Origin of the sequence: Actinomadura luzonensis, assembly GCF_022664455.2 — a bacterium.
Classification (GTDB): domain Bacteria; phylum Actinomycetota; class Actinomycetes; order Streptosporangiales; family Streptosporangiaceae; genus Nonomuraea; species Nonomuraea luzonensis.
Map to the genome: position 1 here is coordinate 5,040,913 of NZ_JAKRKC020000001.1, position 25,595 is coordinate 5,066,507.

23 protein-coding genes are annotated in these 25,595 nt (G+C 74.5%); 8 read left to right on the forward strand and 15 right to left on the reverse strand.

Going from position 1 to position 25,595, the window contains the following annotated elements:
• Positions 1-50 precede the first annotated feature (50 nt).
• Positions 51-875, forward strand: a complete 825-nt coding sequence (gene pyrF, locus MF672_RS24005; protein WP_242382517.1) for an orotidine-5'-phosphate decarboxylase — start codon at positions 51-53, stop codon at positions 873-875.
• A complete protein-coding gene (locus MF672_RS24010) occupies positions 872-1,312 on the forward strand; it encodes an SRPBCC family protein (protein WP_242382516.1) in 441 nt (146 codons plus the stop codon). The genes pyrF and MF672_RS24010 overlap by 4 nt, the downstream gene beginning before the upstream one ends.
• Before the next feature lie 117 nt (positions 1,313-1,429).
• Here the strand turns inward: MF672_RS24010 and leuA are convergent, their stop codons facing one another.
• Positions 1,430-3,151 (reverse strand): 2-isopropylmalate synthase, encoded by a 1,722-nt coding sequence (gene leuA / locus MF672_RS24015; RefSeq protein WP_242382515.1) that lies wholly within the window; start codon positions 3,149-3,151, stop codon positions 1,430-1,432.
• Between the two features lie 179 nt (positions 3,152-3,330).
• Here leuA and MF672_RS24020 point away from each other — a divergent pair, with 179 nt between their 5' ends.
• The gene (locus MF672_RS24020) at positions 3,331-4,029 is read left to right on the forward strand and encodes a FadR/GntR family transcriptional regulator (RefSeq protein ID WP_242382514.1); all 699 of its coding nucleotides are present in this window, start codon (positions 3,331-3,333) and stop codon (positions 4,027-4,029) included.
• Between the two features lie 45 nt (positions 4,030-4,074).
• On the opposite strand, the gene MF672_RS24025 is transcribed toward MF672_RS24020, so the two are convergent.
• From MF672_RS24025 to MF672_RS24075, 11 genes are all read right to left on the reverse strand, one after another.
• The gene (locus tag MF672_RS24025) at positions 4,075-4,287 is read right to left on the reverse strand and encodes a hypothetical protein (RefSeq protein WP_242382513.1); all 213 of its coding nucleotides are present in this window, start codon (positions 4,285-4,287) and stop codon (positions 4,075-4,077) included.
• Positions 4,288-4,373: 86 nt separating this feature from the next.
• A complete protein-coding gene (gene rbsK / locus MF672_RS24030; protein ID WP_242382512.1) occupies positions 4,374-5,258 on the reverse strand; it encodes a ribokinase in 885 nt (294 codons plus the stop codon).
• Positions 5,255-6,592, reverse strand: a complete 1,338-nt coding sequence (locus MF672_RS24035; protein WP_247815398.1) for an ADP-ribosylglycohydrolase family protein — start codon at positions 6,590-6,592, stop codon at positions 5,255-5,257. Before MF672_RS24035 ends, rbsK begins: the two co-directional genes overlap by 4 nt.
• The gene (locus MF672_RS24040; protein ID WP_247815399.1) at positions 6,589-7,728 is read right to left on the reverse strand and encodes an ADP-ribosylglycohydrolase family protein; all 1,140 of its coding nucleotides are present in this window, start codon (positions 7,726-7,728) and stop codon (positions 6,589-6,591) included. Before MF672_RS24040 ends, MF672_RS24035 begins: the two co-directional genes overlap by 4 nt.
• Positions 7,729-7,864: 136 nt before the next feature.
• A complete protein-coding gene (locus tag MF672_RS24045; protein WP_247815400.1) occupies positions 7,865-8,683 on the reverse strand; it encodes an ADP-ribosylglycohydrolase family protein in 819 nt (272 codons plus the stop codon).
• A 5-nt stretch (positions 8,684-8,688) separates the two neighbouring features.
• A complete protein-coding gene (locus tag MF672_RS24050; RefSeq protein ID WP_242378014.1) occupies positions 8,689-9,651 on the reverse strand; it encodes an ADP-ribosylglycohydrolase family protein in 963 nt (320 codons plus the stop codon).
• A complete protein-coding gene (locus MF672_RS24055; RefSeq protein WP_242378015.1) occupies positions 9,648-10,961 on the reverse strand; it encodes an ABC transporter substrate-binding protein in 1,314 nt (437 codons plus the stop codon). Before MF672_RS24055 ends, MF672_RS24050 begins: the two co-directional genes overlap by 4 nt.
• Positions 10,962-10,970: 9 nt before the next feature.
• On the reverse strand, positions 10,971-11,789 hold the full coding sequence (locus MF672_RS24060; RefSeq protein WP_242378019.1) for a carbohydrate ABC transporter permease: 819 nt from the start codon (positions 11,787-11,789) through the stop codon (positions 10,971-10,973).
• The gene (locus MF672_RS24065; RefSeq protein WP_242378020.1) at positions 11,786-12,700 is read right to left on the reverse strand and encodes a carbohydrate ABC transporter permease; all 915 of its coding nucleotides are present in this window, start codon (positions 12,698-12,700) and stop codon (positions 11,786-11,788) included. Before MF672_RS24065 ends, MF672_RS24060 begins: the two co-directional genes overlap by 4 nt.
• Positions 12,697-13,728 (reverse strand): LacI family DNA-binding transcriptional regulator, encoded by a 1,032-nt coding sequence (locus tag MF672_RS24070; protein ID WP_242378021.1) that lies wholly within the window; start codon positions 13,726-13,728, stop codon positions 12,697-12,699. Before MF672_RS24070 ends, MF672_RS24065 begins: the two co-directional genes overlap by 4 nt.
• A 205-nt stretch (positions 13,729-13,933) precedes the next feature.
• A complete protein-coding gene (locus MF672_RS24075) occupies positions 13,934-15,178 on the reverse strand; it encodes an MFS transporter (protein ID WP_302893257.1) in 1,245 nt (414 codons plus the stop codon).
• A gap of 23 nt (positions 15,179-15,201) precedes the next feature.
• Here MF672_RS24075 and MF672_RS24080 point away from each other — a divergent pair, with 23 nt between their 5' ends.
• The gene (locus tag MF672_RS24080; protein ID WP_242378025.1) at positions 15,202-16,434 is read left to right on the forward strand and encodes an ROK family transcriptional regulator; all 1,233 of its coding nucleotides are present in this window, start codon (positions 15,202-15,204) and stop codon (positions 16,432-16,434) included.
• A gap of 524 nt (positions 16,435-16,958) precedes the next feature.
• Positions 16,959-17,264 carry an integration host factor, actinobacterial type gene (gene mihF / locus MF672_RS24085; protein WP_020547234.1) on the forward strand — a complete coding sequence of 102 codons (306 nt, stop codon included), beginning with the start codon at positions 16,959-16,961 and terminating at the stop codon, positions 17,262-17,264.
• A 175-nt stretch (positions 17,265-17,439) separates the two neighbouring features.
• On the opposite strand, the gene MF672_RS24090 is transcribed toward mihF, so the two are convergent.
• Together MF672_RS24090 and MF672_RS24095 are read right to left on the reverse strand one after the other, a co-directional pair.
• A complete protein-coding gene (locus MF672_RS24090; protein ID WP_242378026.1) occupies positions 17,440-18,087 on the reverse strand; it encodes a response regulator in 648 nt (215 codons plus the stop codon).
• The gene (locus MF672_RS24095) at positions 18,078-19,325 is read right to left on the reverse strand and encodes a sensor histidine kinase (protein WP_242378027.1); all 1,248 of its coding nucleotides are present in this window, start codon (positions 19,323-19,325) and stop codon (positions 18,078-18,080) included. The genes MF672_RS24090 and MF672_RS24095 overlap by 10 nt, the downstream gene beginning before the upstream one ends.
• A 184-nt stretch (positions 19,326-19,509) precedes the next feature.
• Between MF672_RS24095 and MF672_RS24100 the strand changes: the two genes are divergently transcribed.
• The 3 genes from MF672_RS24100 (at position 19,510) to MF672_RS24110 (ending at position 23,994) form a co-directional block, all read left to right on the forward strand.
• Positions 19,510-20,790 (forward strand): acyltransferase family protein, encoded by a 1,281-nt coding sequence (locus MF672_RS24100; RefSeq protein WP_242378028.1) that lies wholly within the window; start codon positions 19,510-19,512, stop codon positions 20,788-20,790.
• A gap of 54 nt (positions 20,791-20,844) precedes the next feature.
• Complete coding sequence (locus tag MF672_RS24105) at positions 20,845-23,343, forward strand: DEAD/DEAH box helicase (protein ID WP_242378029.1); 2,499 nt, start codon at positions 20,845-20,847, stop codon at positions 23,341-23,343.
• A 147-nt stretch (positions 23,344-23,490) separates the two neighbouring features.
• Positions 23,491-23,994, forward strand: coding sequence for a DUF2087 domain-containing protein (locus MF672_RS24110; protein WP_242378030.1), 504 nt, complete (start codon positions 23,491-23,493; stop codon positions 23,992-23,994).
• Here MF672_RS24110 and MF672_RS24115 read toward each other — a convergent pair.
• A complete protein-coding gene (locus tag MF672_RS24115; RefSeq protein ID WP_242378031.1) occupies positions 23,979-25,589 on the reverse strand; it encodes a beta-N-acetylhexosaminidase in 1,611 nt (536 codons plus the stop codon). The two genes, MF672_RS24110 and MF672_RS24115, sit on opposite strands and share 16 nt — an antisense overlap.
• Between the last annotated feature and the right edge of the window lie 6 nt (positions 25,590-25,595).

Sequence of the window (25,595 nt, forward strand, 5' to 3'; positions counted from 1 at the left end):
GGGCGACCGGTCCCGTAGGGTCACCGCATACCGTACGAAGGGGTTCTGTAATGAACGAGTCGTTCGGAGCGCGGCTGCGGGCCAGGCTTGACGTGTGCGGACCGCTGTGCGTGGGCATCGATCCGGCCCCGGCGCTGCTCGACGCCTGGGGGCTGGACGACTCCCCGTCCGGTCTCGAGCGTTTCGCCCGGACCGTCGTCGAGACGGTGGCGGAGCTGGCCGCGGTGGTCAAGCCGCAGTCGGCGTTCTTCGAGCGGTGGGGCAGCCGCGGCGTCGCCGTGCTGGAACGCGCCATCGCCGACCTGCGCGAGGCGGGCACGCTGGTGCTGCTGGACGTCAAGCGGGGCGACATCGGCAGCACGATGGCCGCCTACGCCGAGGCGTACCTGGACCGGGGCAGCCCGCTGGCCGCCGACGCCGTGACGCTGAGCCCGTACCTGGGGTTCGGGTCGCTGGAGGGCGCGATCGCCTCGGCGGTCGCCAACGACGCGGGCGTGTTCGTGCTGGCCCGCACGTCCAACCCGGAGGCGGCCGAGCTGCAGCGGCTCGTGGCCGGGCAGGTGCTCGCGGGCGCGGCGGCGGTGAACGCGGGGCACACCCCGTTCGGGCCGGTCGGGGTGGTCATGGGCGCCACGCTGCCCGAGGTGGAGCACCCGCTGACCGGGCTCAACGGGCCGATCCTGGCGCCGGGGCTGGGCGCGCAGGGCGCCACGCCCGCCGATGTGGCGCGGCTGTTCGCGCCGGTGCGGCACGCCGTGCTGCCGTCGGTGTCGCGGGCCGTGCTGGCCGACCCGAAGCGGCTGCGCAGCCGCGTCCTGCACTACCGCGACGAGTGCGTGGCCCACCTGACGCCCGAGGCGGCGGGCCGCAGGTGAGCTTCAGCACGCGGGTCGCCGTCGGCGCGCCCGCCGAGCTGGTGTGGCGGACGCTGACGGACGTGACGCGCTGGCCCGAGTTCACCCCGACGGTGACGAGCGTGCGGCTGCTCGACGACGAGCCGTTCGGGGTCGGCGCGCGGGCGCGCGTCGAGCAGCCGGGGATGCCGCCGCTCGACTGGCTGGTGACGGCCCTCACGCCGGGCCGGTCGTTCGTCTGGGAGACGGTGGCGGCGGGCGTGACGATCACCGGCGGGCACGTCGTGGAGACGGGCGCCGGGGGCGGGACCGAGGTGGTGCTGTCGATCACCCGCAGCGGGCTGCTGGCGCCGGTCCTCGCGCTGCTGACCGGCGCCCGCACCCGCCGCTACGTGCGCACCGAGGCGGTCTCCCTCAAACGCCGCTGTGAGGAGCAGCACCGGGGACGACCGGAGTGAGCCCCGCCGCCGCCGGACCGGAGCCCCCGGCCGTGGCCGGGCCGTCCGCCGTTGCCGGGCCGTCCGCCGTTGCCGGGCCGTCCGCCGTGGCCGGGCCGTCCGCCGTGGCCGGGCCGTTCATCGGCCGGGCCCGCTGGGCGTCAGGGCGGCGTTGACCGCGGACAGGACCGCGTGCACCGACGCCGTCAGGACCGAGGTGTCCCGCCCGACGCCCCACCGCCTGGCGCCGCCCACCCGCGCCTCGACGTAGGCGACCGCCTCGCTGCCCGCCGCCGCTTCGAGGGCGTGCTCGGCGTAGCCGAGGATCTCCACGTCGACGCCGTCGGCGGCGAGGGCGTCCGTCAGCGCCGCCAGCGGGCCGTTGCCGGTGCCGCGCAGGCGGCGGCCGGACCGCAGCGTGCCGGTGAAGGTGTGGCGGCCCGGCCCGCTCTGCGCGGTCGTCCACTCGCTGAGCGGCGCGGCCTCGCCCGGGGCGACGTAGGCGGCGTGGAACAGCTCCCACAGCTCCTCGGCGGTGATCTCCTCGCCGCTGCCGTCCGTGGCCCGCTGCACGACCGCGGCGAAGTCGATCTGCAGGCGGCGCGGCAGCTCCAGCCCGTAGCGACTGCGCAGCAGGTAGGCGATGCCGCCCTTGCCCGACTGGCTGTTGACCCGGATCACCGCCTGGTAGCCGCGGCCCACGTCGGCGGGGTCGATCGGCAGGTACGGCACCTCCCACGGCGCCTGCTCCGGCGGCACGCCCAGCTCGGCGGCCCGCTTGGCGTGGTGGGCCAGGCCCTTGCCGATGGCGTCCTGGTGGGTGCCGGAGAAGGCGGTGTGGACGAGGTCGCCCGCGTACGGGTGCCGGTCGTGGACCGGCAGCCGGTTGCAGTGCTCGGCCACCCGCCTGACCTCGTCGATGTCGGAGAAGTCGATCATCGGGTCGACGCCCTGGGTGTGCAGGTTGAGCGCGAGCGTCACCAGGTCGACGTTGCCGGTGCGCTCGCCGTTGCCGAACAGGCAGCCCTCCACCCGCTGCGCGCCCGCCAGCACGGCCAGCTCCGCGCAGGCCACGCCGGTGCCGCGGTCGTTGTGCGGGTGCACGGACAGGATCACCGCGTCCCTGCGGTCCAGGTGGCGGTGCATGTACTCGATCTGGTCGGCGTACACGTTGGGGGTGGAGACCTCGACCGTGGCCGGCAGGTTGTGGATCACCGGGCGGTCCGGCGAGGCGTCCCACAGGGCGGTCAGCTCGTTGCAGACCTCCAGCACGTAGTCCGGCTCGGTGAGGTTGAAGACCTCGGGCGAGAACTCGAACCGCACGTCCGGCAGGCCCTCGGCGAGCCGGGCGACCTGGCCGGCGGCCGTCGTGATGAGGGCGCGCAGCTCGTCGCGGCCGTGCCCCAGCACCACCTCGCGCCAGGTGGGCGCGGTGGCGGTGTAGAGGTGCACGACCGCGCGCGGCAGGCCCGCGATCGAGGCGAACGTGCGCTCGATCAGGTCGGCGCGGGCCGCCGTGAACACCACGGGCGTCACGTCCTCGGGCAGCGCGCCCGGCACGGCCAGCTCGCGGACGAAGTCGAAGTCCAGCGCGCTGGAGGACGGGTAGCCGACCTCGATCTCCTTGAACCCCATGCGCACCAGCAGGTCGAACATCGTGCGCTTGCGGGCCGGGTCCATCGGCTCGGCCAGGGCCTGGTTGCCGTCGCGCAGGTCCACCGGCACCCACAGCGGGGCGGCGGTGATCCGGCGGGCCGGCCAGGAGCGGTCGCCGGCGAGGGGCACCTCGACCCGCTCGTGGGCCGGGCGGTAGCGGTGGTAGGGCATCGTGCTGGGACGTTGCCGGTTCCATACGTACATGTCGCGTCGTGTTCCTTGTCGTCCGTCTCCGGTGGGGAGGACCGGCAAAGCTCACGGCCACCGCGACGGGGTGCCGGTCCGGTCAGGCCCCGCCGCGGCGGCCGAGGAGGAGACCGTACGACGTCATGGGCGCTACACTAACCACATCACAGGTCCTCAGACAACCTGAGAGGTTAAGGATGCCCCTAGGCGCCCTCCGCCCCAGCCCGCTCGTCGAACAGGCCACCGAGCACCTGCGGGAGCAGATCGTGCGGGGCGAGTGGCCGGTCGGCACCCGCCTGCCCGGCGAGAACGCCCTCGCCAAAGCCCTCGGCGTGGGCCGCTCGACGGTCCGCGAGGCGCTGCGGGCGCTCGCCGGCGCGGGCCTGGTACAGGCCCGGCAGGGGTCGGGCGTCTACGTGATCGCCACCGAGCCCGCCGCCGACTGGCCCGCCCGGCTGCGCCGCGCCGCCATCACCGACGTGTACGAGGTCCGCGTGATGGTCGAGACCCGCGCGGCCCGGCTCGCGGCCGAACGCCACACCGAGGAGGACGTCGCGGCGCTGGCGGCCGCGCTGGCCGCCCGGCACGCGGCCGCCACCGGCGACGACGCGGCGTTCGTGGACGCCGACATCGCCCTGCACGCGGCCGTCGTCGCGGCGGCCGGCAACCCGGTGCTGACGGACCTGTTCGCCGAGTTCGCGCCGCTGCTGCGGGAACGGCTGGTCGACCTGGTGGAGCTGCTGGGCCTGCGCGCCCACGACCCCGAGCCGGGGCACGCCTCCCACGCGGCCCTGGTGGACGCCGTCCTGCGCGGCGACGGCGACGCCGCCGAGGCCGTGCTGCAGGCCGAGCTGGAGCAGACCCTCGCCCACCTGCGCGCCCACTCCCGGCCCTGAAACGGCGGGCGGGCGTCAACCGGGCGGGCGTCAGCCGGGCGGGCGTCAGCCGGTGGGGCCGATGTCGGGGCGGGTCACGTCCTCGTCCTCTTCCGGCTCGTCCCGGGCCGGGTCCGGCGTCTCCTGCTCCTCGGGCGGGCCGGCGGGGACCGGGCGGCGGTTGCGCGGCGTGCCGGCGCCGGAGCGCTCGGCCACCACGTCGCTCTCCCCCATCACCCCGCCTGCGGACTCCGGCAGCTCATCGGGCTTCTCGCTCATGCCCGTCCCCTGCCCGGCACGGCTTCCCACTACCGCGACCTTCCGCCCGGCCGGCTGCCGGCCCGCGCGAAGTGGGGTGGACGGGGTCAGAGCAGGGAGGCGTCGATCTCGGGGCGGGTGGGCATCGAGGTGCTGGCGCCCTCGCGTTGCACCGACAGCGCCGCCGCCGCCGAGGCGAAGCGCAGGGCCGCCGCGACCGGCTGCCCTTCCGCGCGGGCCGCCGCCAGCGCCCCCACGAACGTGTCGCCGGCCGCCGTCGTGTCCACCGCCTTGACCTCGGCCGCGGGCACCCGCAGCCGCTCCCCCGTGCGCGCCCCGTAGAGCGCGCCCGCCGCGCCGAGCGTGATGACGGCCTCCTCGACCAGGTCGAGCAGCGCGTCCAGGGCGGCCTCGGGGCCGGTGACGCCGGTGATGGCGGCGGCCTCGTGCTCGTTGGGGACGATCATGGTGACCGCCTCCAGCAGCTCGTCCGGCAGCGGCTGGGCGGGGGCGGGGGTGAGGATGACCGGCACGCCCGCGACCTGCCCGGCCTGGGCGGCGGCCGTGACGGCGGGCAGCGGCAGCTCGAGCTGGAGCAGCAGGGCCTGCGAGCCGGCGATGGCGGCCAGGTCGGCGCCGGACGGCCCGGTGACGGCGCCGTTCGCGCCCGGCACGACGATGATCGAGTTGCCGCCGTCGTCGTCCACGACGATGTGCGCGATGCCGCTCGGCCCCGGCACCTCGCGCAGCCCGCGCACGTCCACCCCGGCGGCGGCCAGCGTGGCGCGGAGCTCCGCGCCGAACCCGTCGTCGCCGACCGCCCCCAGGAAGGCCACCTCGGCGCCGGCGCGGGCGGCGGCGATCGCCTGGTTGGCGCCCTTGCCGCCGGGCACGGTGCGGAAGCGGTGGCCGGTGACCGTCTCGCCGCGCCCGGGGGCCTTGGCGACGTAGGCGACGAGGTCCATGTTGGCGCTGCCGAAGACCGAGATCATGCCTGCATCATCTCCTGCGTACGCGCCGCCAGCTCGACGGGGCTCACCCCGTCGAACCCGGTCAGGCTGCTGGCCAGGCTGTCGCGGAGGCGCCAGCGCTCCGGCACGTCCCCGGCGAGCGCGCCGGCGATCGACCCGGCCGTGGCGCCCGCTGAGTCGGTGTCCCAGCCACCCGCGACGGCTCCGGCGATCGTGGCGGTGAAGTCGCCCCGCCCGTGCACGAGGGTGGCGGCGACCAGGGCCGCGTTGTGGATCGTGTGCACCCAGTGGAGGCCGCCGTGCCGCTCGTGCAGCAGGTCCACGACGCGCTCGAAGTCGGGCTCGCGGGCGGCGTCGGCGACGGCCAGGCGCACCGCCCGGTGCAGCCGCGAGCCGGGCGGCACCACCGACAGCCCGGCCTCGACGACCTCCTCGGGCGTGGCGGCGGTCAGCGACACCGCGCACATGGCGGCGGCGAACATGGCCCCGTAGACGCCGTTCGCGGTGTGGGTGAGGCGGGCGTCGCGCCAGGCGTGCTCGGCGGCCGTGGCCGGGTCGCCCGGGTTGACCCAGCCGTACACGTCGGCCCGGATGAACGCGCCGATCCACTCCCGGAACGGGTTGCGGAAGCGGGCCGTCATGGGCGGCTCGACGCCGTCCAGCAGGTTGCGGTAGGCGACCCGCTCGGCGGTGAACGTGCGCCCGGCGGGCAGCTCGTCCAGCCACAGCCGGGCCACGTCCTCGGTGGTGAAGCCGCGGCCGTGGCGCTCCAGCACGGACAGGGCCAGCAGCGGGTAGTTGAGGTCGTCGTCCTCGGGGATGCCGTCGATGTTCTCGGCGAGGGAGTTGACGGCGCTGCGGCGGTTCCAGGGCCAGCGGCGCGCGACGTCGTCCGGCAGGCCCTTCGCGGTGAACCAGCCGCGGATCGGCCAGTTGCCGGTGGCCTCGGCGATCTCCCTGACGCCCGCGCGTGGGATCTTCTCCACGGGTTTGCCGAGCACGCAGCCGGCCGCCCGGCCGCGCCAGGCGGCCAGCACCCGCGCCGGGTCGGCCGTGCCGCCGGGGCGGGCGGCGGGCCAGCCGGGGCAGGCCGCGACGATCGCGGGCAGGTCCGACGGCTCCGGCAGCGGGGACGGTTCGCCGCCCAGCTCGTCGAGCAGGTCGAGGGCGAGGCCGCGCAGCCGGGCGGTCTCCGGCCCGGACGCGCCGGCCCGCGGCGGGGCGTCGTGCCCGCCGGCCGCGTGCCAGCGCGCCGTGACGTCCTGGACGACGGCGGGGTCGCGGCCGTCCTCGGCGGCCTGGCGCAGCTCGTGCCCGAGCAGGTCCTCGGGCTGCACCCAGGTGAGGCGGATCACGGGCGGTCCAGCTCGGCGAAGGCGGCCTCGGCGGCGCGCCGCCGCTCGGCGTCGGCGGCGCGGATCCGGCGCGCGACCGCCGCGATCGCCCGGCCGGGGGCCACCAGATCGGTACGGCTGGCCGCCGCCACCGCCTCCACCCACTCGGCCGGCACGGCCTGGAGCCCGCCGAGCGCGCCCGCGACGGCGCCGCCCATGGAGGCGATGGAGTCGGCGTCGCGCCCGTAGTTGACGCCGCCCAGCACGGTGTCGCGGTAGTCGCCCTTGGCGATCACCAGGAAGCCGAGCGCCAGCGGCAGCTCCTCGATGCTGTGCACGCGGCTCGGCCGCCGCGCGCCGAGCCCCTGGTCGCGGTAGGTGTCGGCGACCGTGTCGAACGGGCGCACGGCGGCCCGCAGCGTCTCGAACGAGCCCTCCCAGTGGCCGAGCCCGGCGGCGGCCTCGCACACCGCCTCGATGGCGGCCCTGGTGCCGTCCTTGGCCAGGCGCAGGCAGGCGCCGACCACGGAGTCGGCGCTCGCGCCCGGCCGCATGGCCTCGGCGACGGCGGCGGCCATGACGCCGGCCGCCTCCCGGCCGTAGCTGGACTGGTGGGCGCCGGCCAGGTCGATCGCCTCGGCGTAGGCGGCGTCGGGGTCGCCGGCGTTGACGACGCCGACGGGGGCGACGTACATGGCGGCGCCGCAGTTGACGATGTTGCCGACGCCGGCCTCGCGCGGGTCGGCGTGGCCGTAGTGCAGGCGGGCCACGATCCACTTCTCGGCCAGGAAGATCCGCTGCAGCGGCAGCGCCTCGGCCTCCAGCTCGGGGATCCAGCGCCGCTCGCCCATCAGCTCGGGCACCAGGTGCTCGGCCATGGCGTAGGCGTCGAGGTGGCGGCCGGCCTTCTCGTAGACGCGGATCAGCGCGTGCGTCATGAGGGTGTCGTCGGTGATGTGGCCGTCGCCCTTGTGGTACGGCGCGATCGGCCGGGCGTTGCGCCAGTCCTCGTTGTACGGCGGCACGATCCCCTCGACCCGCCCGCCGTACCGCTCGGTGATCTGTTCCGGCGTCCAGCCCTCGGTGGCGCCGCCCAGCGCGTCGCCGACCGCCGCCCCCGCCACGCAGCCGGTCGCCCTGTCCTCAAGCGGCGTCATGCCAGTCCTTTCGTCAGTTCCATCAGATCCTGGCCCGCCAGGTCCGGCAGGCAACAACCGGCCAGCGTGCGGGCCGAGGCGGTCCACCCCTCCGGGATCGCCTCGAAGCCGCCGCAGGCCCCGGCGAGCGCGCCGGTCAGCGCGGGGGCCGAGTCGGCCAGCGCGCCAGGCAGGCCGCGGCCGGCACGGCCCTGGCGCCGCCCGCGGCGGCGGCCAGCGCGAGCGCCGCGGGCACCGTCTGGGCGGCGCCCACGCCGTAGCTGTAGACGTGGTCGAGCAGCGCCGCGTCCAGGGCGGGCACGGCGGCGAACGCCTCGCCGGCCCGCCGGGCCGCGGCCAGCGCGCGGCGGGCGTTGTGCCCGATCGCGGTGTCCTCGGGCAGCCGCTCCAGCGCGGCCGACACCGCCGCCTCGACGTCGCCGGTGGCCACGGCGGCGGCGACGGCGGCGGCCATCGCCCGCGCGCCGAGCACGCCGTCGCCGGCGTTGGTCACCTGGGCGTCCTCGTCCGGGTCCCTCCCCAGGACCCCGAACGCGACGGCCCGGACGGCGGCGGCGTCGTCGAAGTGGTGCGGGTTGTCGTGCCCGGACGCGGGCGGTTCGACGCCCTTGTCCAGGTTGTCCAGCGCGGTGCGGACCGAGATGCGGGCCCGCAGGTCCCGGCCGATCAGCTCGCGGAAGGCGGCGGCGCGCGGCCGGTCCGCGGTCAGCAGCGTCCAGGCGAGCCATTCGGCGTCGTCGGACGGGCCCACGGCCAGCGGCGCGACCGGCTGGTTGAGCGCGAACGGCACCGGCAGCGTCGTGACCCGGTGCTCCTCGGCGAAGGCGTCCAGCTCGCGGTGCAGCCGCCTGCTCCAGGGCGCGTGCAGGGCGGCGCGGTGGCGGCTCGCGGGCCAGCCCGCGGCGTCGCCGACGGCGAGCCCGGCGACGGCTCCTCTGATCCTGTCCCCCGACATGGTGGTCAACGTCCTTCCGCGAGCTCGTCGGCCACGTCGAGCACGTGCCTGCCGGCCACGACGGGCAGGCACTTCCCGGTGACCGGCCCGATCCTGGCGGCCCAGCGCGCCGGCACTCCGCCCTCGCCCTGCCGGGCGCCGCTGACGGCCCCGGCGATGGCGCCGATGGTGTCGGCGTCCCGCCCGAGGCTGACCCCGAACGTCACGGCCGCCTCCACCTCGCCGCCGCCGGCCAGGTCGGCCGCCAGCGCGAGCGCGACGGCCTCGGGCGCTACGTCGGTCCACGGGTAGTGCCGGACGACGACGGCCTCGTGCAGCGCCTCCTCCAGCTCCTCCGGCGGCGTGCGGCCGAGCACGTCGCGGACCCTGCGCAGGTTGCGCGCGGTCCACGAGTCGTCCGGGATCACCGACAGCGCGGCGTCCAGCGCGTCCTGCGGGCCGGCGCCGGTCATGGCGGCGGCCACGGCCCCCGCGACCGCGCGCCCGCCGAGTATGCCCTCGCCCGACCCGCTGACCAGGCCGTCCTGCTCGATCAGCCGGGCGGCCTCGGCCGGGTCGCCGGGACAGAAGATCCCGTACGGCGCCGCGCGCATGGCCAGCCCGTCGGACCAGCCGTGGGAGTGCACCAGCCCGGTCAGCGGGGGCTCCAGCCCGCGTCGAAGCGCTTCGACGGTGCCCAGCTCCGAGAAGCCGGCTCCCCGCATCGGCCCGGCCACGCGCGGGATGATCTCGCTCCGGTACGCCTCGGCCACCAGCGCGGCGGTCAGCCCGTGGCCGTGCCGCCGCAGGAGCGAGGCGGCGAAGATCGCGTACTCGGTGTCGTCCGTGCCCCCGCCCTCGATCTCGGTGAGCCGGCCCCAGCGCCGCCGGATCTCGGCGGGCGTGAGGTTCTCGGCGGGGGCCCCGAGGGCGTCGCCGGCCGCCAGGCCGAGCAGGCACCCCCGGGCCCGATCCCGGTAGGAGGTCACCGCTGGTACCGCTCCAACACCTTGTTGCCCTCGTCCACGAGGCGCTTGGCGGCCTCGTCGATGGTGATCTTATTGGCGAAGTACTCCTGGAGCACCGGCGTGGCGACCTTGGTCTTCCACTCGTCGAAGCCGTTCACCTTGAGGAAGGGCGCGACCACGAGGTTCTTGGCGGAGGCGGTGGCCACGTCCCAGCCGTTCTCCTGGGTGGTCATCGCCGGGTCGGCGGCGGCCTGCTGGGAGGTCGGCAGGAGCCAGTCGCCCTTGGCGAGCTTGGCCTGGTTCGCGCCGTTGAGGAAGTACGCGATGAACTTCATGGCCTCGTCCGGGTGCTTGCTGTCCTGGGCGATGGACAACGTCTGCGAGACCGCGCCCTGCTGCGCGCTGGTGCCCTTCGGGCCGGGCAGCGTGACCCACTCGAAGCCGTCGGGCGCCTGCTCGGCGACCTGCTGACGGAGGAACACGCCGGCCGGCAGCATCGCGAACTTGCCCTTGTAGAACGCCGGCAGCGGGTCCGCGGTGCCCTGGCCGAGCGCGGCCGGGTCGGCGGACTTGTCGGTGTAGAGCTGGTCGTGGATGCGCTGGAGCACCTCGCGCTCCTCCGGGCCGACCTTGACCGTGGTCTTGCCGTCGGCGGTCTGGAAGAACGTCCCGCCGAAGTTGAGCGCCAGGTTGAGGGTCTTGTTGACCGGCGACTTCATGGCCCAGGCGACGCCGAACGTGCCGTCCTTGGTCATCTTCTTGGCGGCGGCGGAGAACTCGTCCCACGTCCACGGGTTGTCCGGGGTGGGGATGCGCACCTTGGCCGCGTCGAGCAGCTTCTTGTTGGCGATGATGACCTGCGACTCCTGGAGGAACGGCACGCCGTAGACGCCCTGGCCGCCCTTGCCGTCGCCGAAGGTGACGGTGTCCCAGGCCGACTGCGGGATGTCGCTCTTCAGCTCGGCGGGCAGCTTGTCCTTCAGGTCGAGCAGGTAGCCGTCGGTGGCGAAGCCGGACAGCGCGGGCGAGTCGTTGTGGATGACGTCGGGCGCCGTGCCGCCGGCGAACTGGGTGACGAGCTGGTCGTTGACGTTGTCCCAGCTCCCCTGGACGTAGGTGACCTGGATGTTCGGGTTGGCCTTGTTCCACTCGTCCACGATCTGCTTGTTCGCGGCGACGGATTCCTTCTGCCAGGCCAGGCTGAGGAAATTGATCTTGACCGGCTCGCCGGAGGAGGACGACGACGAGGAGCCGCCGTCACCGCCTCCGCTGCCGCACGCGCCGGCGAGCGCCACGATGGCGGCCGCCGCCAGAGCGGACTTGATACGCATGTGAGCCTCCTAGCCCTTGACGGCGCCGGCCATCAGGCCGGACTTCAGTCGCCGCTGGATGATTGCGAAGAAGATCAGGCTCGGGATCGTCGCCATGAGCGACGCCGCGGCCAGCGGGCCGAGCCTCGCCACCCCCTCGGGGCCGGTGAAGCGCACCAGCGTGAGGGGGAGCGTCATGACATCGGGGTTCTGCAGGATGACGAGGGCGAACATGAACTCGTTCCAGGACGAGATGAACGCGAACAGCAGCGTGGCCACCACGCCCGGCGCGAGCAGCGGCGCGACCACCGAGGCGATCGAGCGCAGCCGGGTCGCGCCGTCCACGGCCGCGGCCTCCTCCAGCTCCGGCGGCACCGCCCGCACGTACCCCTGGAGCATCCACAGGGCGAACGGCAGCGTGAACGTCACGTGCACCACCACCAGGCCGGGCAGCGTGTTCACCAGGTCCAGGTCCCGCAGGATCATGAAGAGCGGGATGATGATCAGGATGAACGGGAACACCTGGCTGACCAGCACCCAGCCGATCGCGATCTTGTTGACCAGGCCGCGGTAGCGGGCCATCGCGTAGGCGGCGGGCAGCGAGATCACCACGGTGATCAGGCTGGCGGCCAGCGCCACGCCGAGGCTGCGCACGGCCGCGCCCACCAGGTCCTGCTCGCCGAAGGCGTCGGCGAAGTTGGCCAGCGTCGGCTCGCGCGGGATCCACGTCGGGTCGGCCAGGGCCATCTCCTGCGGCGTCTTCAGCGCCGTGGACAGCAGCCACAGCAGCGGGAAGGCCAGGAAGACGACGTAGGCGGCGAGCGCGACGTACTGCGGGAAGCGTCTCATCGGGTCTCCCTCAGCTGCCGCCACAGGTACAGCCCGAGCACCGCGAGCACGACGATCGCCATGGCGAGGCCGAGCATCGAGGCGTAGCCGGCGAACCGGTAGCGGAAGGCCTCCTCGTAGGCGAACAACATCGGCAGCCGCGTCTGGCCGCCGGGCCCGCCCTGGGTGAGCACGTAGACCAGGCCGAACTGGTTGATGTTCCACACGAAGTCGAGCGAGGTGATCGCCACGATCACCGGGCGGAGCTGCGGCAGCGTGATGTTCCAGAAGCGCCGCCAGCGGCTCGCGCCGTCCACCTCGCCGGCCTCGTACAACTCGCGCGGGATGCCCTGCAGACCGGCCAGCAGCACGACCGTGGTCTGCGGCATGCCGGTCCAGACGCCGACCACGATGATCGCGGGCAGCGCGAGCGAGAAGTCGGCCAGCCAGTTGACGTGCGTGCCGAGCAGGCCGTTCAGGATGCCGGCGTCCGGGTGGTAGACGAGCTTCCACATCAGGCCGATGACGACCGGGGGCATCGCCCACGGCACCACGGCCAGCACCCGGGCCACGCCCCGGAAGCGCAGGTTCTCGTTGAGCAGCAGCGCCAGGCCGAGCGCGGCCAGGAACTGCAGCACGGTCACCGAGACCGCCCAGATCATGCCGATGCGGAAGGAGGACCAGAAGTCCTCGGCGCTCAGCAGGTCGAACAGGTTCTCCAGGCCGGTGAAGCTGGTCTCGTGGTTGCGGGTGTTGCGGGCGTCGGTGAAGGCCAGCCCGATGCCGTACAGCAGCGGGCCGACGCTGAACAGCAGCACCGGCACCAGCGCGGGCAGCATCAGCAGCCACATCTCGCGGGTCTGGCGCGAGATCCGCCGGGGGCGGGCGTGCGGGCGCCGGGGCGGCGCGGGCCTGGTCGCGGTCGCGGTCACTCGCCACTCCCCTCACTGCGGCATCCCTCGCCGGCGGTCGAGGCGCGCACCACGAGCCGCGGCGGCACCGTCACCAGCCGGGGCTCGCGGTCGCCGCCCTGCAACCGGTCCAGCAGCAGCTCGGCGGCGGCCCGGCCGCGTTCGGCGGAGCCGAGCGAGACGCTGGTGAGCGACGGCCAGGAGGCGGCGGCGAGGTCGGTGTCGTCCATGCCCACCACGGCGACGTCCTCCGGCACCCGGCGGCCCGCGCCGCGCAGCACGTCCAGCGCGCCGAGCGCGATCAGGTCGTTGGCGCACATGAGGGCGTCCACGTCGGGGCGGCGGTCCAGCAGCTCGGCGACCGCGCGCCGGCCCTCGGGGCGGTAGAAGTCGCCGATCTGCGTCAGGTCCTCGTCGTAGGGCAGGCCGAGCGCCTGCAGCGCCTCCCGGTACGCGGCGCCGCGGGCGGCTCCCGGCACGGTGTCGAGCGGGCCGTTGATCATGGCGATGCGGCGGCGGCCGAGCGCGTGCAGGTGGTCGATCGCGAGCCGGACGCCGGTGCGGGAGTCGGCGCGGACGTTGTCCACGCGGGTGCCCTCGGGCACCTGACCGATGATCACGACCGGGGCGCGGGCGGCGGCCAGCATCTGCAGGTGGGCGTCGGTGACCCGCAGCGGGCTCATGATGAGGCCGTCCACGTACCGCTCACCGAGGCTGTGCAGCACGTCGACCTCGTCGGCCACGACGGCGTCGGTGGAGTGCAGCACGAGCCGGTAGCCGGCCGCCTTGAGCACCGGCTGGATCTCGCGCAGCATCGCCAGGTAGGCGGGGTTGCCGACGTCGGCCATGGCGAAGGCGACCTGGTGGGTGCGGCGGGACTTGAGCGACCTGGCGACGGCGTTGCGCACGTAGCCGAGCTCGTCGGCGGCCGCCATCACCTTGCGCACGGTCTCCTGCCTGGTCGGCAGGCCGTTCAGCACCCGCGAGACGGAGGCGATCGAGACACCGGCGCGCGCGGCGATCGTGTTGATCGTGGGTCCGTCGGCCAAGGGAGTCCTTCCATCGGTGTAAACGTTTACGCGCGGCTGGCTGTAAACGTTTACGGTGTGGGGGACATGAAACCTGGGTGTAACTTGCAGGTCAAGTCACGATCGCATAACACCAGGTCAGACCCCCAAAAGGCAAATAAGCCCCCAGACCGGCCGCCCACGCCCGGCGGCGGCGTCCCGGAGCGGGACCCCGCCGCGCGGGCGGTCAGTCGCGGGCGGGTTCCGGGACGGGGGCCGGGGCGGGGGCGGACAGGCGGAGGAGGGAGCGGATGGCGGGGGCGCCGGCGAGCGTGACGACGGCGGCCAGCGCCGCCGGGATGACGAGCGCCACCGGCAGCGAGGCCGCGTCCGCCACGTACCCGAGCACGGCCGGCCCGAGCAGCAGCCCGCTGTAGCCGAAGGCGGTGACCATGGCCAGCGCCCGCCCCACCCGGCCCCCGGCCGCCCCGACCGCGCTGAACAGCACCGGCACCACGGTGGCCAGCCCGACCCCGGCGAGCGCCCACCCGGTCCACGCGCACGCCACCCGCAGCGCTTCCGGGGCCGTCGGCGAGGCCAGGACGAGCGCGTACCCGCAGGTGGCGAGGATCCCGGCGAGCCGGATGGTGCGCACGGAGCCGAGCCGGGCCCGGATCGGGTCGCCAAGCAGCCGCACGGTGGTCATGGCGACGGAGAAGATCGTGTAGGCCAGCGGGGCGGCGGCCGGGTCGGTCCGCAGGATCCAGCGGGCGTGCAGCGCCGCCCAGTCGATGGCCGCGCCCTCGCTCAGGTGCCCGGCGAAGGCGGCGAGGCCGAGCAGCGCGATGAGCCCCCACTTGAGCGAGCCGCCCCCGTTGCCGCCCGCCTCGCCGGACGTCCCGTCGCCGCTCCCGGGCCCGGCGGGCGCGGACGGCAGCAGCAGCCGCGCCGCCGGCAGGTACAGCAGCGCCACGGCCACGGCCGCGACGACCAGGACGAGCTGCCCGTCCACGCCGATCCGCAGGAACAGCGAGGTCAGCGCGCCCCCGGCGGCCCCGCCGAGGCTCCACGTGCCGTGGAAGGCCGAGATGATCGGCCGGCCGTAGGCGCGTTCCACCTCGACGGAGTGGGCGTTCATGGCGACCTCGCAGGCGCCGAGCCCGATCCCGAACAACACCGCGAACGCCGCCAGCGTCCAGTACGAGGGCGCGAGCGCGGGCCCGAGCAGCACCAGGGCGGAGAACGGCCCGGCGAGCCAGCAGACGCGGCGGCTGCCGTACCGGTCCACGAGCGGCCCGGCGGCCAGCATCGACACCAGCGCTCCGCCGGAGATCAGCAGCAGGACGGTGCCGAGCAGGCGCGGGCCGAGGTCGAGCCGGTCGTTGAGCGACGGCAGCCCCGCCGCCCACAGGCCCATGACGAATCCAGCGAAGAAGAAGAAGGCGAAAACTCCGGCACGGGCGCGTCTGGCGGTATCGCGGTTTATGTTCACGGCTAGAGCATAAACTGTGTTCCGTGAACGGAGCCACGACGAGCGGCGAACTGCGCGCCCACAACCGGGCCCGCCTGCTGCGCGCGGTGCACGACTGCGGGGCCGCCCGCACCCGGTCCCAGCTCACGCGTGACCTGGGCCTGGCCCGGGGCACCGCGTCGGTGCTGGTCGCGGGCCTGGCGGCGGACGAGCTGCTGCACGAGGAGCCGGCCAGGGAGCACGGCAGGGGCCGGCCGACCCAGGTGCCGGGGCCGCATCCGCGCGGCCCCCTGGCCCTGGCGGTGGACGTGCGCGAGGACGCCTGGGAGCTGGCGGCGTGCGAGCTGGGCGGACGGGCGACGACCCTCGCCGTGCGCCCGCACGACGGCACGCCCCAGGACGCGCTCGGCACGCTGGCCGAGGCCCTCGCCGCCGAGCGGGACCGGCTCGGCCACCGCGTGGTCGGGGCCGGGGTGGCGCTGGCCGGCCCGGTCCGGCACGGCGGCCTGGTGGACATCGCCCACCTGGGGTGGCGCTCGATCGACGTCCCCCGCCTGCTCGGGCTGCCCCCGGCGGTGCCACTGTCCGTCGGGAACGACACCGCGTTCGCGGCCCTGGCCGAGGTCAGGCGGGGCCGGCTGCGCGGCGTGCGGGTCGGCCTGCACCTGCACGTCGACTTCGACCCGGGCGGCGTGCTCGTCGTGGACGGCCGCCCGCTCGGCGGCGCGGCCGGCTCCGGCGCGGAGTTCGGGCACATGCCGCTCACCGGCGGCGACCGGCCCTGCCCGTGCGGCGCGCGCGGCTGCTGGGCCATGGAGGTCGGCGCGAACGCCCTGCTGCGCCACGTCGGCCTCGCCTACGGCGGCGGGCGGGGCCGCGAGCAGGCCGCGCGCGTGCTGGCCACGAGCGGCGAGGCGGTGGCCGCGAACGCCCGCGCCCTGGGCCGCGGCATCGCCGCCCTGGTGAACGCGCACGACCCGGAGGCGGTGACGCTGTCCGGCCTCGGCGCGGAGCTGCGCGAGCGGGCGGGCGAGGAGCTGTGGGCGGCCTGCGAGCCGTACCTGATGGCGATCCGCCGCGAGGCCCCGCCCCGCGTCGAGGGCTCGGCGCTGGGCTGGCGCGGCGCGCTGCTGGGCGCGATGGAGTCGGTCTTCGACGCGTTCCTGACCCCGCACGGGCTGGCCGGCTGGCGCCAGAACCAGCCTGACCAGGGCCGCGACACGCCCGATCAGCAAAATGTGATGTATTCCACGTCGAAAGCGGAAAACGCGCCGTAGGCCGCCCCTCCCGGCCCCCACCAGGCGATCTTGACGGGCCCTGGGGAGGTCCGGCGCGCGTGGAGGCGGGCGATGCGCGAAACAATCATGGTCCGCGCGGCAGGGCGGGGCGCCCCGCCCGTGCGGCGGGCCGTCCCTTGGCACGCCGCCCCCGCATCCGCCCGCGTTCCGCAAGATCGGGCGTTCACGCAGCTCAGAGCAGGTGGAACGGGCTCCGGGCAAGGCCCGGCCGGCCCGTCGCGGCACCGCGGCAGGACCGGGCGGCCGCCTGCCCCGCGGGGATCCGGCGGACGCGGCGAGCCGCCCGCACCGGCTCCGCCCGCCCCGCGCCACCCCGCCGCGAGGCCGGCGCGCGCCGGGCGAGGCGAGCCCGCCCGGCCGGGGGCCCGGAGCGGCGCGCGCGGCTTCGTGACGGCGTTGAGCGGGGCTTTCCGCAAACAAGAGCCCCCGGCATCCGCCATGATTAGCCACTGCACCACGGGTAACAAAGACCCGAACCAAAACTCCCCGAGGAGAGAACAGAGATGGCACTTCCCACTCTCACCCCCGAGCAGCGTCAGGCGGCTCTGGCGAAGGCCGCCGAGGCCCGTGCCGCCCGCACGGCCCTGCTGGCCAAGGTCAAGGCCGGCGAGCTGACCTTCTCCCAGCTGCTGGAGCGTGACGACGACATCGCCAAGAAGATCAAGGTGTCGCAGGCCCTGCGCGCGGTCAAGGGCGTCGGCCCGGCCAAGGCCACCGCGCTCATGGAGGAGGCGGGCGTCGACGAGAAGCGCCGCCTCGGCGGCCTGGGCGCCCAGCAGCGGAAGAAGCTGGTCGAGGCGCTCGGCTGAGTGAGGGCGGCCAGGTCCGCGCGCGGCGTCGCGCGGACCGGCCACAGACCCCTCGATCAGGCCACGGAGGGGCCGGAGGAGCGGCGTTCCGCCCCGCTCCGTCCCGGCGGGCCGGCCGGGGGGTCGAGTCAGCGAGCGCGGCGCGGGGCCGGGAAGCGGTCAGGAAGCGCGGGCCTCAGGAGCGCAGGTACGCCAGGACGGCGAGCACCCGGCGATGCTGGTCGGCGTCCTCCGCGTAGAGGCCGAGCTTGTTGAAGATGCTCCTGATGTGCTTCTCCACCGCCCCGTCGCTGATGACGAGCTGCCGTCCGATGGCCGGATTCGACTTCCCCTCGGCCATCAGCCCCAGCACCTCGCGCTCGCGGGGCGTGAGCTGCGCGAGCGGGTCGTCCTTGCGCCTGCGCACCATCAACTGCGACACCACCTGCGGGTCGAACACGGTACCGCCCGCGGCCACCCGCCGCAGGCCCTCCAGGAACTCCTCCACGTCGACGACCCGGTCCTTCAGCAGGTAGCCGACCGCGCCCCGGGCGTCGGCCAGCAGGTCGTCGGCGTAGGAGACCTCGACGTACTGCGACAGGATGAGCACGGGCGCCCCCGGCACCCGCCGCCGCGCCTCGACCGCGGCCTTCAGCCCCTCGTCCGTGAACGACGGCGGCATCCGCACGTCGACCACCGACACGTCCGGCTTGTGCTCGGCGATCGCCTCGACCAGCGCCTCGCCGTCGCCGACCGTCGCCACCACCTCGAAGCCGAACTCCTCAAGCAGCCTGACCAGGCCCTCCCTGATCAGGACCGCGTCATCGGCCACCACTACCCGCACGGCACCTCCGCCACGATCAACGTCGGCCCGCCGTCCGGCGACTGCACCATCAGCTCCCCGTCGACTGCGCGGAGCCGGTCGGCCAGCCCGGCGAGCCCGTGTCCCTTGGCGACGTGCGCGCCGCCGACCCCATCATCCCCGATCGTGAGCATGAGGGAGTCGCCGATGCGCTGGAGCTGGATCGTGCAGATGGTGGCGCGGCTGTGCTTGGCCACGTTGGTGAGGGTCTCGGCGCAGACGAAGTAGAGGGCGTTCTCGACGGCCGCCTGGAAGCGGCCGACGGTCTGCACGTCGAGGTCCACGGGGACGGTCGAGCGGCCGGCCAGGGCGGCCAGCGCGGGCGCGAGCCCCCGGTCGGACAGGATGGGCGGGGCGATGCCGCGCGAGAGCGCGCGCAGCTCGTCCAGCGTCTCGCGGGTGGCCGCGATGGCGGAGGTGATCGTCGCCGAGGCGGCCTCGGGGTCCTTGGCGAGCTGGCGCTGCGCCCTGGACAGCTCCATGGCGAGCGAGACCAGGCGCTGCTGCGGCCCGTCGTGGATGTCGCGCTCCAGCTTGCGCAGGGCGTTGGCCTCGGCGGAGACGGCGGCGGCGCGGCCCTCGGTCAGGTCGCTGATGCGCTCCTGCAGCTCGGCGACGCCGGTCAGCAGCGCCCGGCCGAGCGAGGCGCGCAGCAGCGCCGCGCCGCGCGTCATGAACGGCAGCAGCAGCGTGAAGACCAGGCCGAGCATCACGTAGAAGGCGGAGTTGACGAAGTAGCCGTCGCCGAGGCCGAGCAGCTCGGGCAGCTCCGTGTTGCCGGGGATGCGCGAGGTGACCAGCCCGTACAGGGGGTAGGCCAGCCCGGCCAGCGGCACCGCCCAGAACACCACGGTCAGCACGAACGACACGATCGCGATGGGGAAGTTCAGGATGCCGTGCAGCAGGTCGAGCCAGGACTGGCCGATGGTGAGCGGGTTGACCAGGCGGCGGAAGCGGCCCGCGCCGGGCGGGGCCTCCTTGTAGCGGGGCCGCACGGGCGGGCGGGCGAGCACGTCGGACAGCCAGCCGCGCTCGGCGTCGGCGAAGCCGCGCGCCACCATGAGCGTGCCGGCCAGCAGCGGCACGCCGATCCACACCACGGCCGTGCCGAGGCCGGCCGAGAAGCCGGCGACCATGAGCACGAAGCCGATGACGGCCGTGGGGAAGCCGACCAGCGTGTAGCGGGTGTCGAGGAGGACCCGCCTCATCAGGGAGCGCATGGCCTTCACGCTAGGGCCTGGGCGTGGACGTGACGAGCAGGCGGCCAGGTGTGCGGCGGTAGGGCTGTCCCCACCCCCGGCGGTGGTGCGATCTTGACCTGGGAACGGCGGCTCGCGGCAATGTGCCGGGCGGCTCGCGGCGGGAGCCTTGAGGATGTCGGCTCCCCCTGAATCGAGGCTCGTCATGACCGTCCTGCTGGAGCGCCCGGCCGCCCCCGCGGCGCCGCCGTCCCCGCCGTCGTCGCCGCCCGCGCGCCGCGCGGGCCGGGACCCGTTCGTGGACCTGCTGCGGGTCGCGGGGATGGCGCTCATCGTGTTCCAGCACTGGACGATCCCCGTGCTGGCCTACGACGGGGCGCGGCTGACGGCGGGCAACGCCCTGGCCACGCCCGGCGTGTGGGTGGTGACCTGGCTCAGCCAGGTGATGCCGCTGGTGTTCTTCGCGGGCGGCGTGGCGAACGCGATCAGCTTCGCCCGCGCCGGCGACGGGGCGCCGCGCTGGCTGGCGGTGCGGCTGCGGCGGCTGGCCTGGCCGCTGCTGCCGCTGGCGGCGGTGTGGATCCCGCTCCCCCAGGTGCTGCTGACGCTGGGCGTGCCCGAGCAGCCGCTGCGGATGGGGGCGCAGCTCACCGGGCAGCTCCTGTGGTTCCTGGCGGTCTACGTCGTGGCGGTGGCGGCGACGCCGCTCGCGCTGCGGCTGCACGAGCGGCACGGCGCGGCGGTGCCGGCGGCGCTGGCGGCCGGGGCGGTGCTGACGGACGTGGCCCGCTTCGCGACCGGCGTGGACGCCGCCGGGTACCTGAACGTGGTGTTCGTCTGGCTGGCGGTGCACCAGCTCGGCTTCTTCTACGCCGAGGGGCGGCTGCGCCGGCCGTGGGCGCTCGCGGCGGGCGGGTTCGGGGCGGCGGCGCTGCTGGTGGCCTTCGGGCCGTACCCGGGCAGCATGATCGGGCTGCCGGGGGCGGCGGTGTCGAACATGGCCCCGCCCACCCTGGCCATGCTGGCCGTGGGGCTCGGGCAGATCGGGCTGGCGGTGCTGCTGCGGCCGTGGCTGGTGCGGCTGCCGGCCGGGCGGCTGCTGGCGTGGGCCGGGCCGCGGATCATGACGGCGTACCTGTGGCACATGCCGGCCCTGTTCGCGGTCACCGGCGTGGTCGTGGTGGTGCTGCGCGTCGACACCCCGGCGCCGGGCAGCGCGTTCTGGCTGGCGGGCTGGCCGCTCTGGTTCGGGCTGCTGTGCCTGGTGATGTGGCCGCTGATGCGGATGTTCGCGCGGTTCGAGACGCCGCCCGCGCTGCCGTACGGCACGGCCGGGCAGGGCGCGATGCTGGGCGCGGCGGCGCTGGTCGGCGCGGGGGTGCTGACGCTGACGGTCGGCGGTTTCGCGCCCGGCGCGTGGCCGTTCCTCGCGGTGCTGGCCATCCTCGGCGGGCTGCTGATGACCGTGCCGCGGGCGGCTTCCTGACCCGGAGGGCGCGCTGCGGTTCGACCACGCGGCAAACTTCGGCAGGATAGGAGGGTGAGCCTTCTCGTTGACCGCCTGCCCGAAGAGATCGACGCCGAGCCGGACGCCATCTTCGACGCGTTCGCCGCGTGGAACGCCGAGCGCGGGCTCACCCTGTATCCCGCGCAGGAGGAGGCGCTCATCGAGGTCGTCTCGGGGAGCAACCTCATCCTGGCCACGCCCACCGGCTCCGGCAAGTCGCTGGTGGCCGCAGGGGCCCACTTCACCGCGCTGACCCGCGACCAGCGCACGTTCTACACCGCGCCGATCAAGGCGCTGGTGTCGGAGAAGTTCTTCGACCTGTGCGCGATCTTCGGCACCGAGAACGTCGGCATGATGACCGGCGACGCCAGCGTCAACCCGGGCGCCCCGATCATCTGCTGCACCGCCGAGATCCTGGCCAACGTGGCGCTGCGCGACGGCGCGCAGGCCGACATCGGCCAGGTCGTCATGGACGAGTTCCACTTCTACGCCGAGCCCGACCGCGGCTGGGCCTGGCAGGTGCCGCTGCTGGAGCTGCCGCACGTGCAGTTCGTGCTGATGTCGGCGACGCTCGGCGACGTCTCGATGTTCGAGCGCGACCTCACCCGGCGCACCGGCCGGCCGACGGCCGTGGTCAAGCACGCCGAGCGGCCGGTCCCGCTGATCTACTCCTACCGGATGACGCCGCTGCACGAGTCGCTGGAGGAGATGCTCTCCACCGGGCAGGCGCCGGTCTACGTCGTGCACTTCACGCAGGCCGCGGCCATGGAGCGGGCCCAGGCGCTGATGTCGATCAACATGGCGACCAAGGCCGAGAAGGACGCCATCGCCGCGATGATCGGCGGCTTCCGCTTCACCACCCGCTTCGGCCGGGCGCTGTCGCGGCTGGTGCGCCACGGCATCGGCGTGCACCACGCGGGCATGCTGCCGAAGTACCGCCGGCTGGTCGAGCGGCTGGCCCAGGCGGGCCTGCTCAAGGTCATCTGCGGCACCGACACGCTCGGCGTCGGCGTCAACGTGCCGATCCGCACGGTGCTGTTCACCGCTCTGTCGAAGTACGACGGCAACAAGGTGCGCCGGCTGCGCGCCCGCGAGTTCCACCAGATCGCCGGCCGCGCCGGGCGGGCCGGCTTCGACACCATCGGCTACGTCGCCTGCCAGGCCCCCGAGCACGAGATCGAGAACGCCCGCGCCCTCGCCAAGATCGGCGACGACCCGAAGCGGCGGCGCGGCTACGCCCGCAAGAAGCCGCCGGAGGGCTTCGTCGGCTGGAGCGAGGAGACCTTCCAGAAGCTGCAGGAGGCCGAGCCCGAGCCGCTGCAGTCGCGTTTCAAGGTCACCAACGCGATGCTGCTGGCCGTCATCAACCGGCCCGGCGACTGCTTCCAGGCGATGAAGCACCTGCTGACCGACAACCACGAGGACCGCAAGTGGCAGCGCCGGCACATCAGCCAGGCCATCGCCATCTACCGGTCGCTGCTCGCGGGCGGCATCGTCGAGCAGTTCAGGGAGCCCGACGAGCAGGGCCGCCGGGCCCGGCTGACCATCGAGCTGCAGGAGGACTTCGCGCTCAACCAGGCGCTGTCCACCTTCGCCCTCGCGGCCTTCGACCTGCTCGACCGCGAGTCGCCGTCGTACGCGCTCGACCTGGTCTCCATCGTCGAGTCGATCCTCGACGACCCCCGCCAGATCCTGTCGGCGCAGCTGAAGAAGGCGCGGGGCGAGGCCGTCGCGCAGATGAAGGCCGACGGCATCGAGTACGAGGAGCGCATGGAGCAGCTGGCCGAGGTCATGTACCCGATGCCGCTGGAAGACCTGCTGCTCGGCGCGTACGAGACCTACCGGCGCGGCCACCCGTGGGTCGCCGACTACACCGTCAGCCCGAAGTCGGTGGTGCGCGACCTGTTCGAGCGGGCCATGACGTTCAGCGACTACATCCAGTTCTACGAGCTGGCCCGCTCCGAGGGCACGGTGCTGCGCTACCTGGCCGACGCCTACCGCACGCTGTCGCGCACGGTGCCCGAGCACCTCAAGACCGACGACCTGGTCGACCTCATCGAGTGGCTGGGCGAGCTGGTGCGCCAGGTCGACTCCTCGCTGATCGACGAGTGGGAGAAGCTGGCCAACCCGGCCGAGGCGCTGGAGCAGCAGCAGGAGCTGGAGGCCAGGGTGCGGCCGGTCACCGGCAACCCGCGGGCCTTCCGGGTGCTGGTGCGCAACGCGATGTTCCGGCTGGTCGAGCTGTGCGCGCTGGAGAAGGAGGCGGAGCTGGCGGAGCTGGCTCCCGACGTCGACTGGAGCGCGGCGCTCGACGCGTACTACGCCGACCACGAGGAGATCGGCACCGACGCCGACGCGCGCGGGCCGGCGCTGCTGCGCATCGAGGAGGAGCAGGGCTTCTGGAAGGTGCGCCAGACGATCAAGGACCCGGCGGGCGACGGCGACTGGGGCATCGACGCCCAGGTCGACCTCGCCGCCTCCGACGAGGAGGGCCGGGCCGTGCTGCACGTGCAGGGGCTCAACCGGCTGTAGCGGGAGGACAAGCCGTGTGCCGGAACGGACTGGCAAGGGCGTCCCGGCACACGCCTGTCTGATTCAGTGTGGTCCGCGCCACGTCGGGGTCGTGTCATGGCCGTGTCTCAAGATCGTGACATTTCGCACCCTCGGCGGGCCGCCACAATGGGTGGGGTGAGCGACGAAGAGATCAGGCGCGTCCTCGGGCTGCTCTGCCAGGACGACACGCTGCGCGCCTTCGCCCGGCTGGTGCTCGGCGAGCACGACGGGCTCTCCCCGAAGGCGCTGGCCCGGCTGGAGGCGGGCGGCCTGGCCGTCCGCGACGAGGGCGGCGCGTGGCGGGCCGCGCCCGAGCGGTTCAGGGCGCTGCTGCGGGCGCGCGCCGAGCCCGCCGAGGAGCTGAGCGACGAGGAACGGGTGCTGCGCACGTTCCTGGTGGACGGGCGGCTGACGACGCTGGCGATGCGCCGCGACAAGCGGCTGGTGGTGCTGCGGCACATCGCCCTGGTCTTCGAGCCCGGGGTGCGCTACCCGGAGAAGGACGTCAACGTGGCGCTGCGGGCCTTCCACGACGACTACGCGGCCCTGCGGCGCTACCTGGTGGACGAGGAGCTGCTGTCACGGGAGGGCAACACCTACTGGCGCAGCGGCGGTCACGTGGAGATCTGACGCAGGTTGGCGGTCCAGGCGTCGAGCTTGGCCCGCCACGACTCGGGGTCCTCGGGGCGGCCGGGCACGCCGGGCCGGGTCTGCCAGGGCAGCGGGCCGCCCTCGCGCCGGTACTCCACGCCGAGCGCGTCCAGCCGGGGCAGGTGGGCGGCGAGGCGTTCGCGGAAGTCGGCCAGGTCGCGGGCGGCGGGGCTCCACACGGTCTCGGCGAAGGCGGCCAGGCGGGGGAAGGCCATGTAGTCGACGCGGCGGCCGGAGTCGATCAGCTCGGTCCAGACGCCGGCCTGCGCGCCGAGCACGCGGGCCGCGGCCGGGTCGCCGCGCAGCTCCTCGGGCACCGGCTCGAAGGCGTAGACGTCCTCCAGCGTCAGCACGGTGCCGAACGGGACCGGCTCGTCCTCTCCCGGCCCCTGCCGGTAGTCGAGGTAGAGGCTGGTGTTGGAGCAGTTGATGACGTCGTGGCCGCGGCGGGCGGCGGCCACCGCGCCGAGCTCGCCGCGCCAGGAGGCGACCACCGCGCCGGGGGCGAGGCCGCCCTCCAGGATCTCGTCCCAGCCGACCAGCCGCCGGCCGCGGGCGCTCAGCCACTCGTCGAACTGGTGGATGAACCAGCTCTGGAGCTGCTCCTCGTCGCGCAGCCCCAGCTCGCGCATGCGGCGGCGGGCCGAGGGGCTGGCGCGCCACTGGTCCTTGCGGCACTCGTCGCCGCCGACGCACACGTACGGGCTGGGGAACAGCTCCAGCACCTCCTCCAGCACCTCCTGGAAGAAGGCGATGGTGGCGTCCTCGACGTTGAGCACGTTCTCGCCGATGCCCCAGGTGGTGCGGACCTCCAGCGGCGTGCCGAGGTTGCCGAGCTCCGGGTAGGCGGCGATGGCGGCCTGGGTGTGGCCCGGCAGGTCGATCTCGGGGACGACCATGACGTGCCGGGCGGCGGCGTAGGCGACGATCTCCCTGATGTCGTCCTGGGTGTAGTAGCCGCCGTGCGGGCGGCCGTCGAGGGCGCCGTTCCAGCCGGTCTGGCTCTCCCGCCGCCACGAGCCGACCTCGGTCAGGCGGGGGTGGCGCCGGATCTCGACCCGCCAGCCCTGGTCGTCGGTGAGGTGCAGGTGCAGCACGTTCAGCTTGTGCAGGGCCAGCAGGTCGACGAAGCGCAGCACCTCGTGCTTGGTCAGGAAGTGGCGGGCCACGTCCAGCAGGCAGCCGCGCCAGGTGAAGCGGGGGGCGTCGGCGACGTACGCGCCGGGCGCCTGGCAGGGCGCGGCGGCGGCCTTCCGGTAGGCGGCGGGGGGCAGGAGCTGGCGCAGGCTCTGCGCCCCGTAGAAGGCACCGGCGGGGCCGCCGGCCTCGACGGCGGCCCGCCCGGGGCCGACGGTCAGCCGGTAGCCCTCGGGCGGGAGGTCGCCGGCGAGCCTGAGGTCGATCGTTCCCGAGCCCGGCCCCGGCAGCAGCTCGCCGCCCGCGACGGGGGCCAGTTCGCCGCGCAGCCAGGCGGCCGTCGCGCCGAGCGCCGGGTCGGCGGTGAGGGAGGTCCGGCTGTCGAGGGTGAACGCGCCCGGTCTGGGCTCGTACGTGACGGGCTTGGGGACGATCATGAACAG

Coding starts and splice junctions, on each gene's coding strand:
- pyrF (WP_242382517.1), top strand. CDS start 51: ATGAACGAGTCGTTCGGAGCGCGGCTGCGGGCCAGGCTTGACGTGTGC.
- leuA (WP_242382515.1), bottom strand. CDS start 3,151: ATGTACGTATGGAACCGGCAACGTCCCAGCACGATGCCCTACCACCGC.
- MF672_RS24020 (WP_242382514.1), top strand. CDS start 3,331: ATGCCCCTAGGCGCCCTCCGCCCCAGCCCGCTCGTCGAACAGGCCACC.
- MF672_RS24025 (WP_242382513.1), bottom strand. CDS start 4,287: ATGAGCGAGAAGCCCGATGAGCTGCCGGAGTCCGCAGGCGGGGTGATG.
- rbsK (WP_242382512.1), bottom strand. CDS start 5,258: ATGATCTCGGTCTTCGGCAGCGCCAACATGGACCTCGTCGCCTACGTC.
- MF672_RS24040 (WP_247815399.1), bottom strand. CDS start 7,728: ATGACGCCGCTTGAGGACAGGGCGACCGGCTGCGTGGCGGGGGCGGCG.
- MF672_RS24045 (WP_247815400.1), bottom strand. CDS start 8,683: ATGTCGGGGGACAGGATCAGAGGAGCCGTCGCCGGGCTCGCCGTCGGC.
- MF672_RS24055 (WP_242378015.1), bottom strand. CDS start 10,961: ATGCGTATCAAGTCCGCTCTGGCGGCGGCCGCCATCGTGGCGCTCGCC.
- MF672_RS24060 (WP_242378019.1), bottom strand. CDS start 11,789: ATGAGACGCTTCCCGCAGTACGTCGCGCTCGCCGCCTACGTCGTCTTC.
- mihF (WP_020547234.1), top strand. CDS start 16,959: ATGGCACTTCCCACTCTCACCCCCGAGCAGCGTCAGGCGGCTCTGGCG.
- MF672_RS24095 (WP_242378027.1), bottom strand. CDS start 19,325: ATGCGCTCCCTGATGAGGCGGGTCCTCCTCGACACCCGCTACACGCTG.
- MF672_RS24100 (WP_242378028.1), top strand. CDS start 19,510: ATGACCGTCCTGCTGGAGCGCCCGGCCGCCCCCGCGGCGCCGCCGTCC.
- MF672_RS24110 (WP_242378030.1), top strand. CDS start 23,491: ATGGGTGGGGTGAGCGACGAAGAGATCAGGCGCGTCCTCGGGCTGCTC.
- MF672_RS24115 (WP_242378031.1), bottom strand. CDS start 25,589: ATGATCGTCCCCAAGCCCGTCACGTACGAGCCCAGACCGGGCGCGTTC.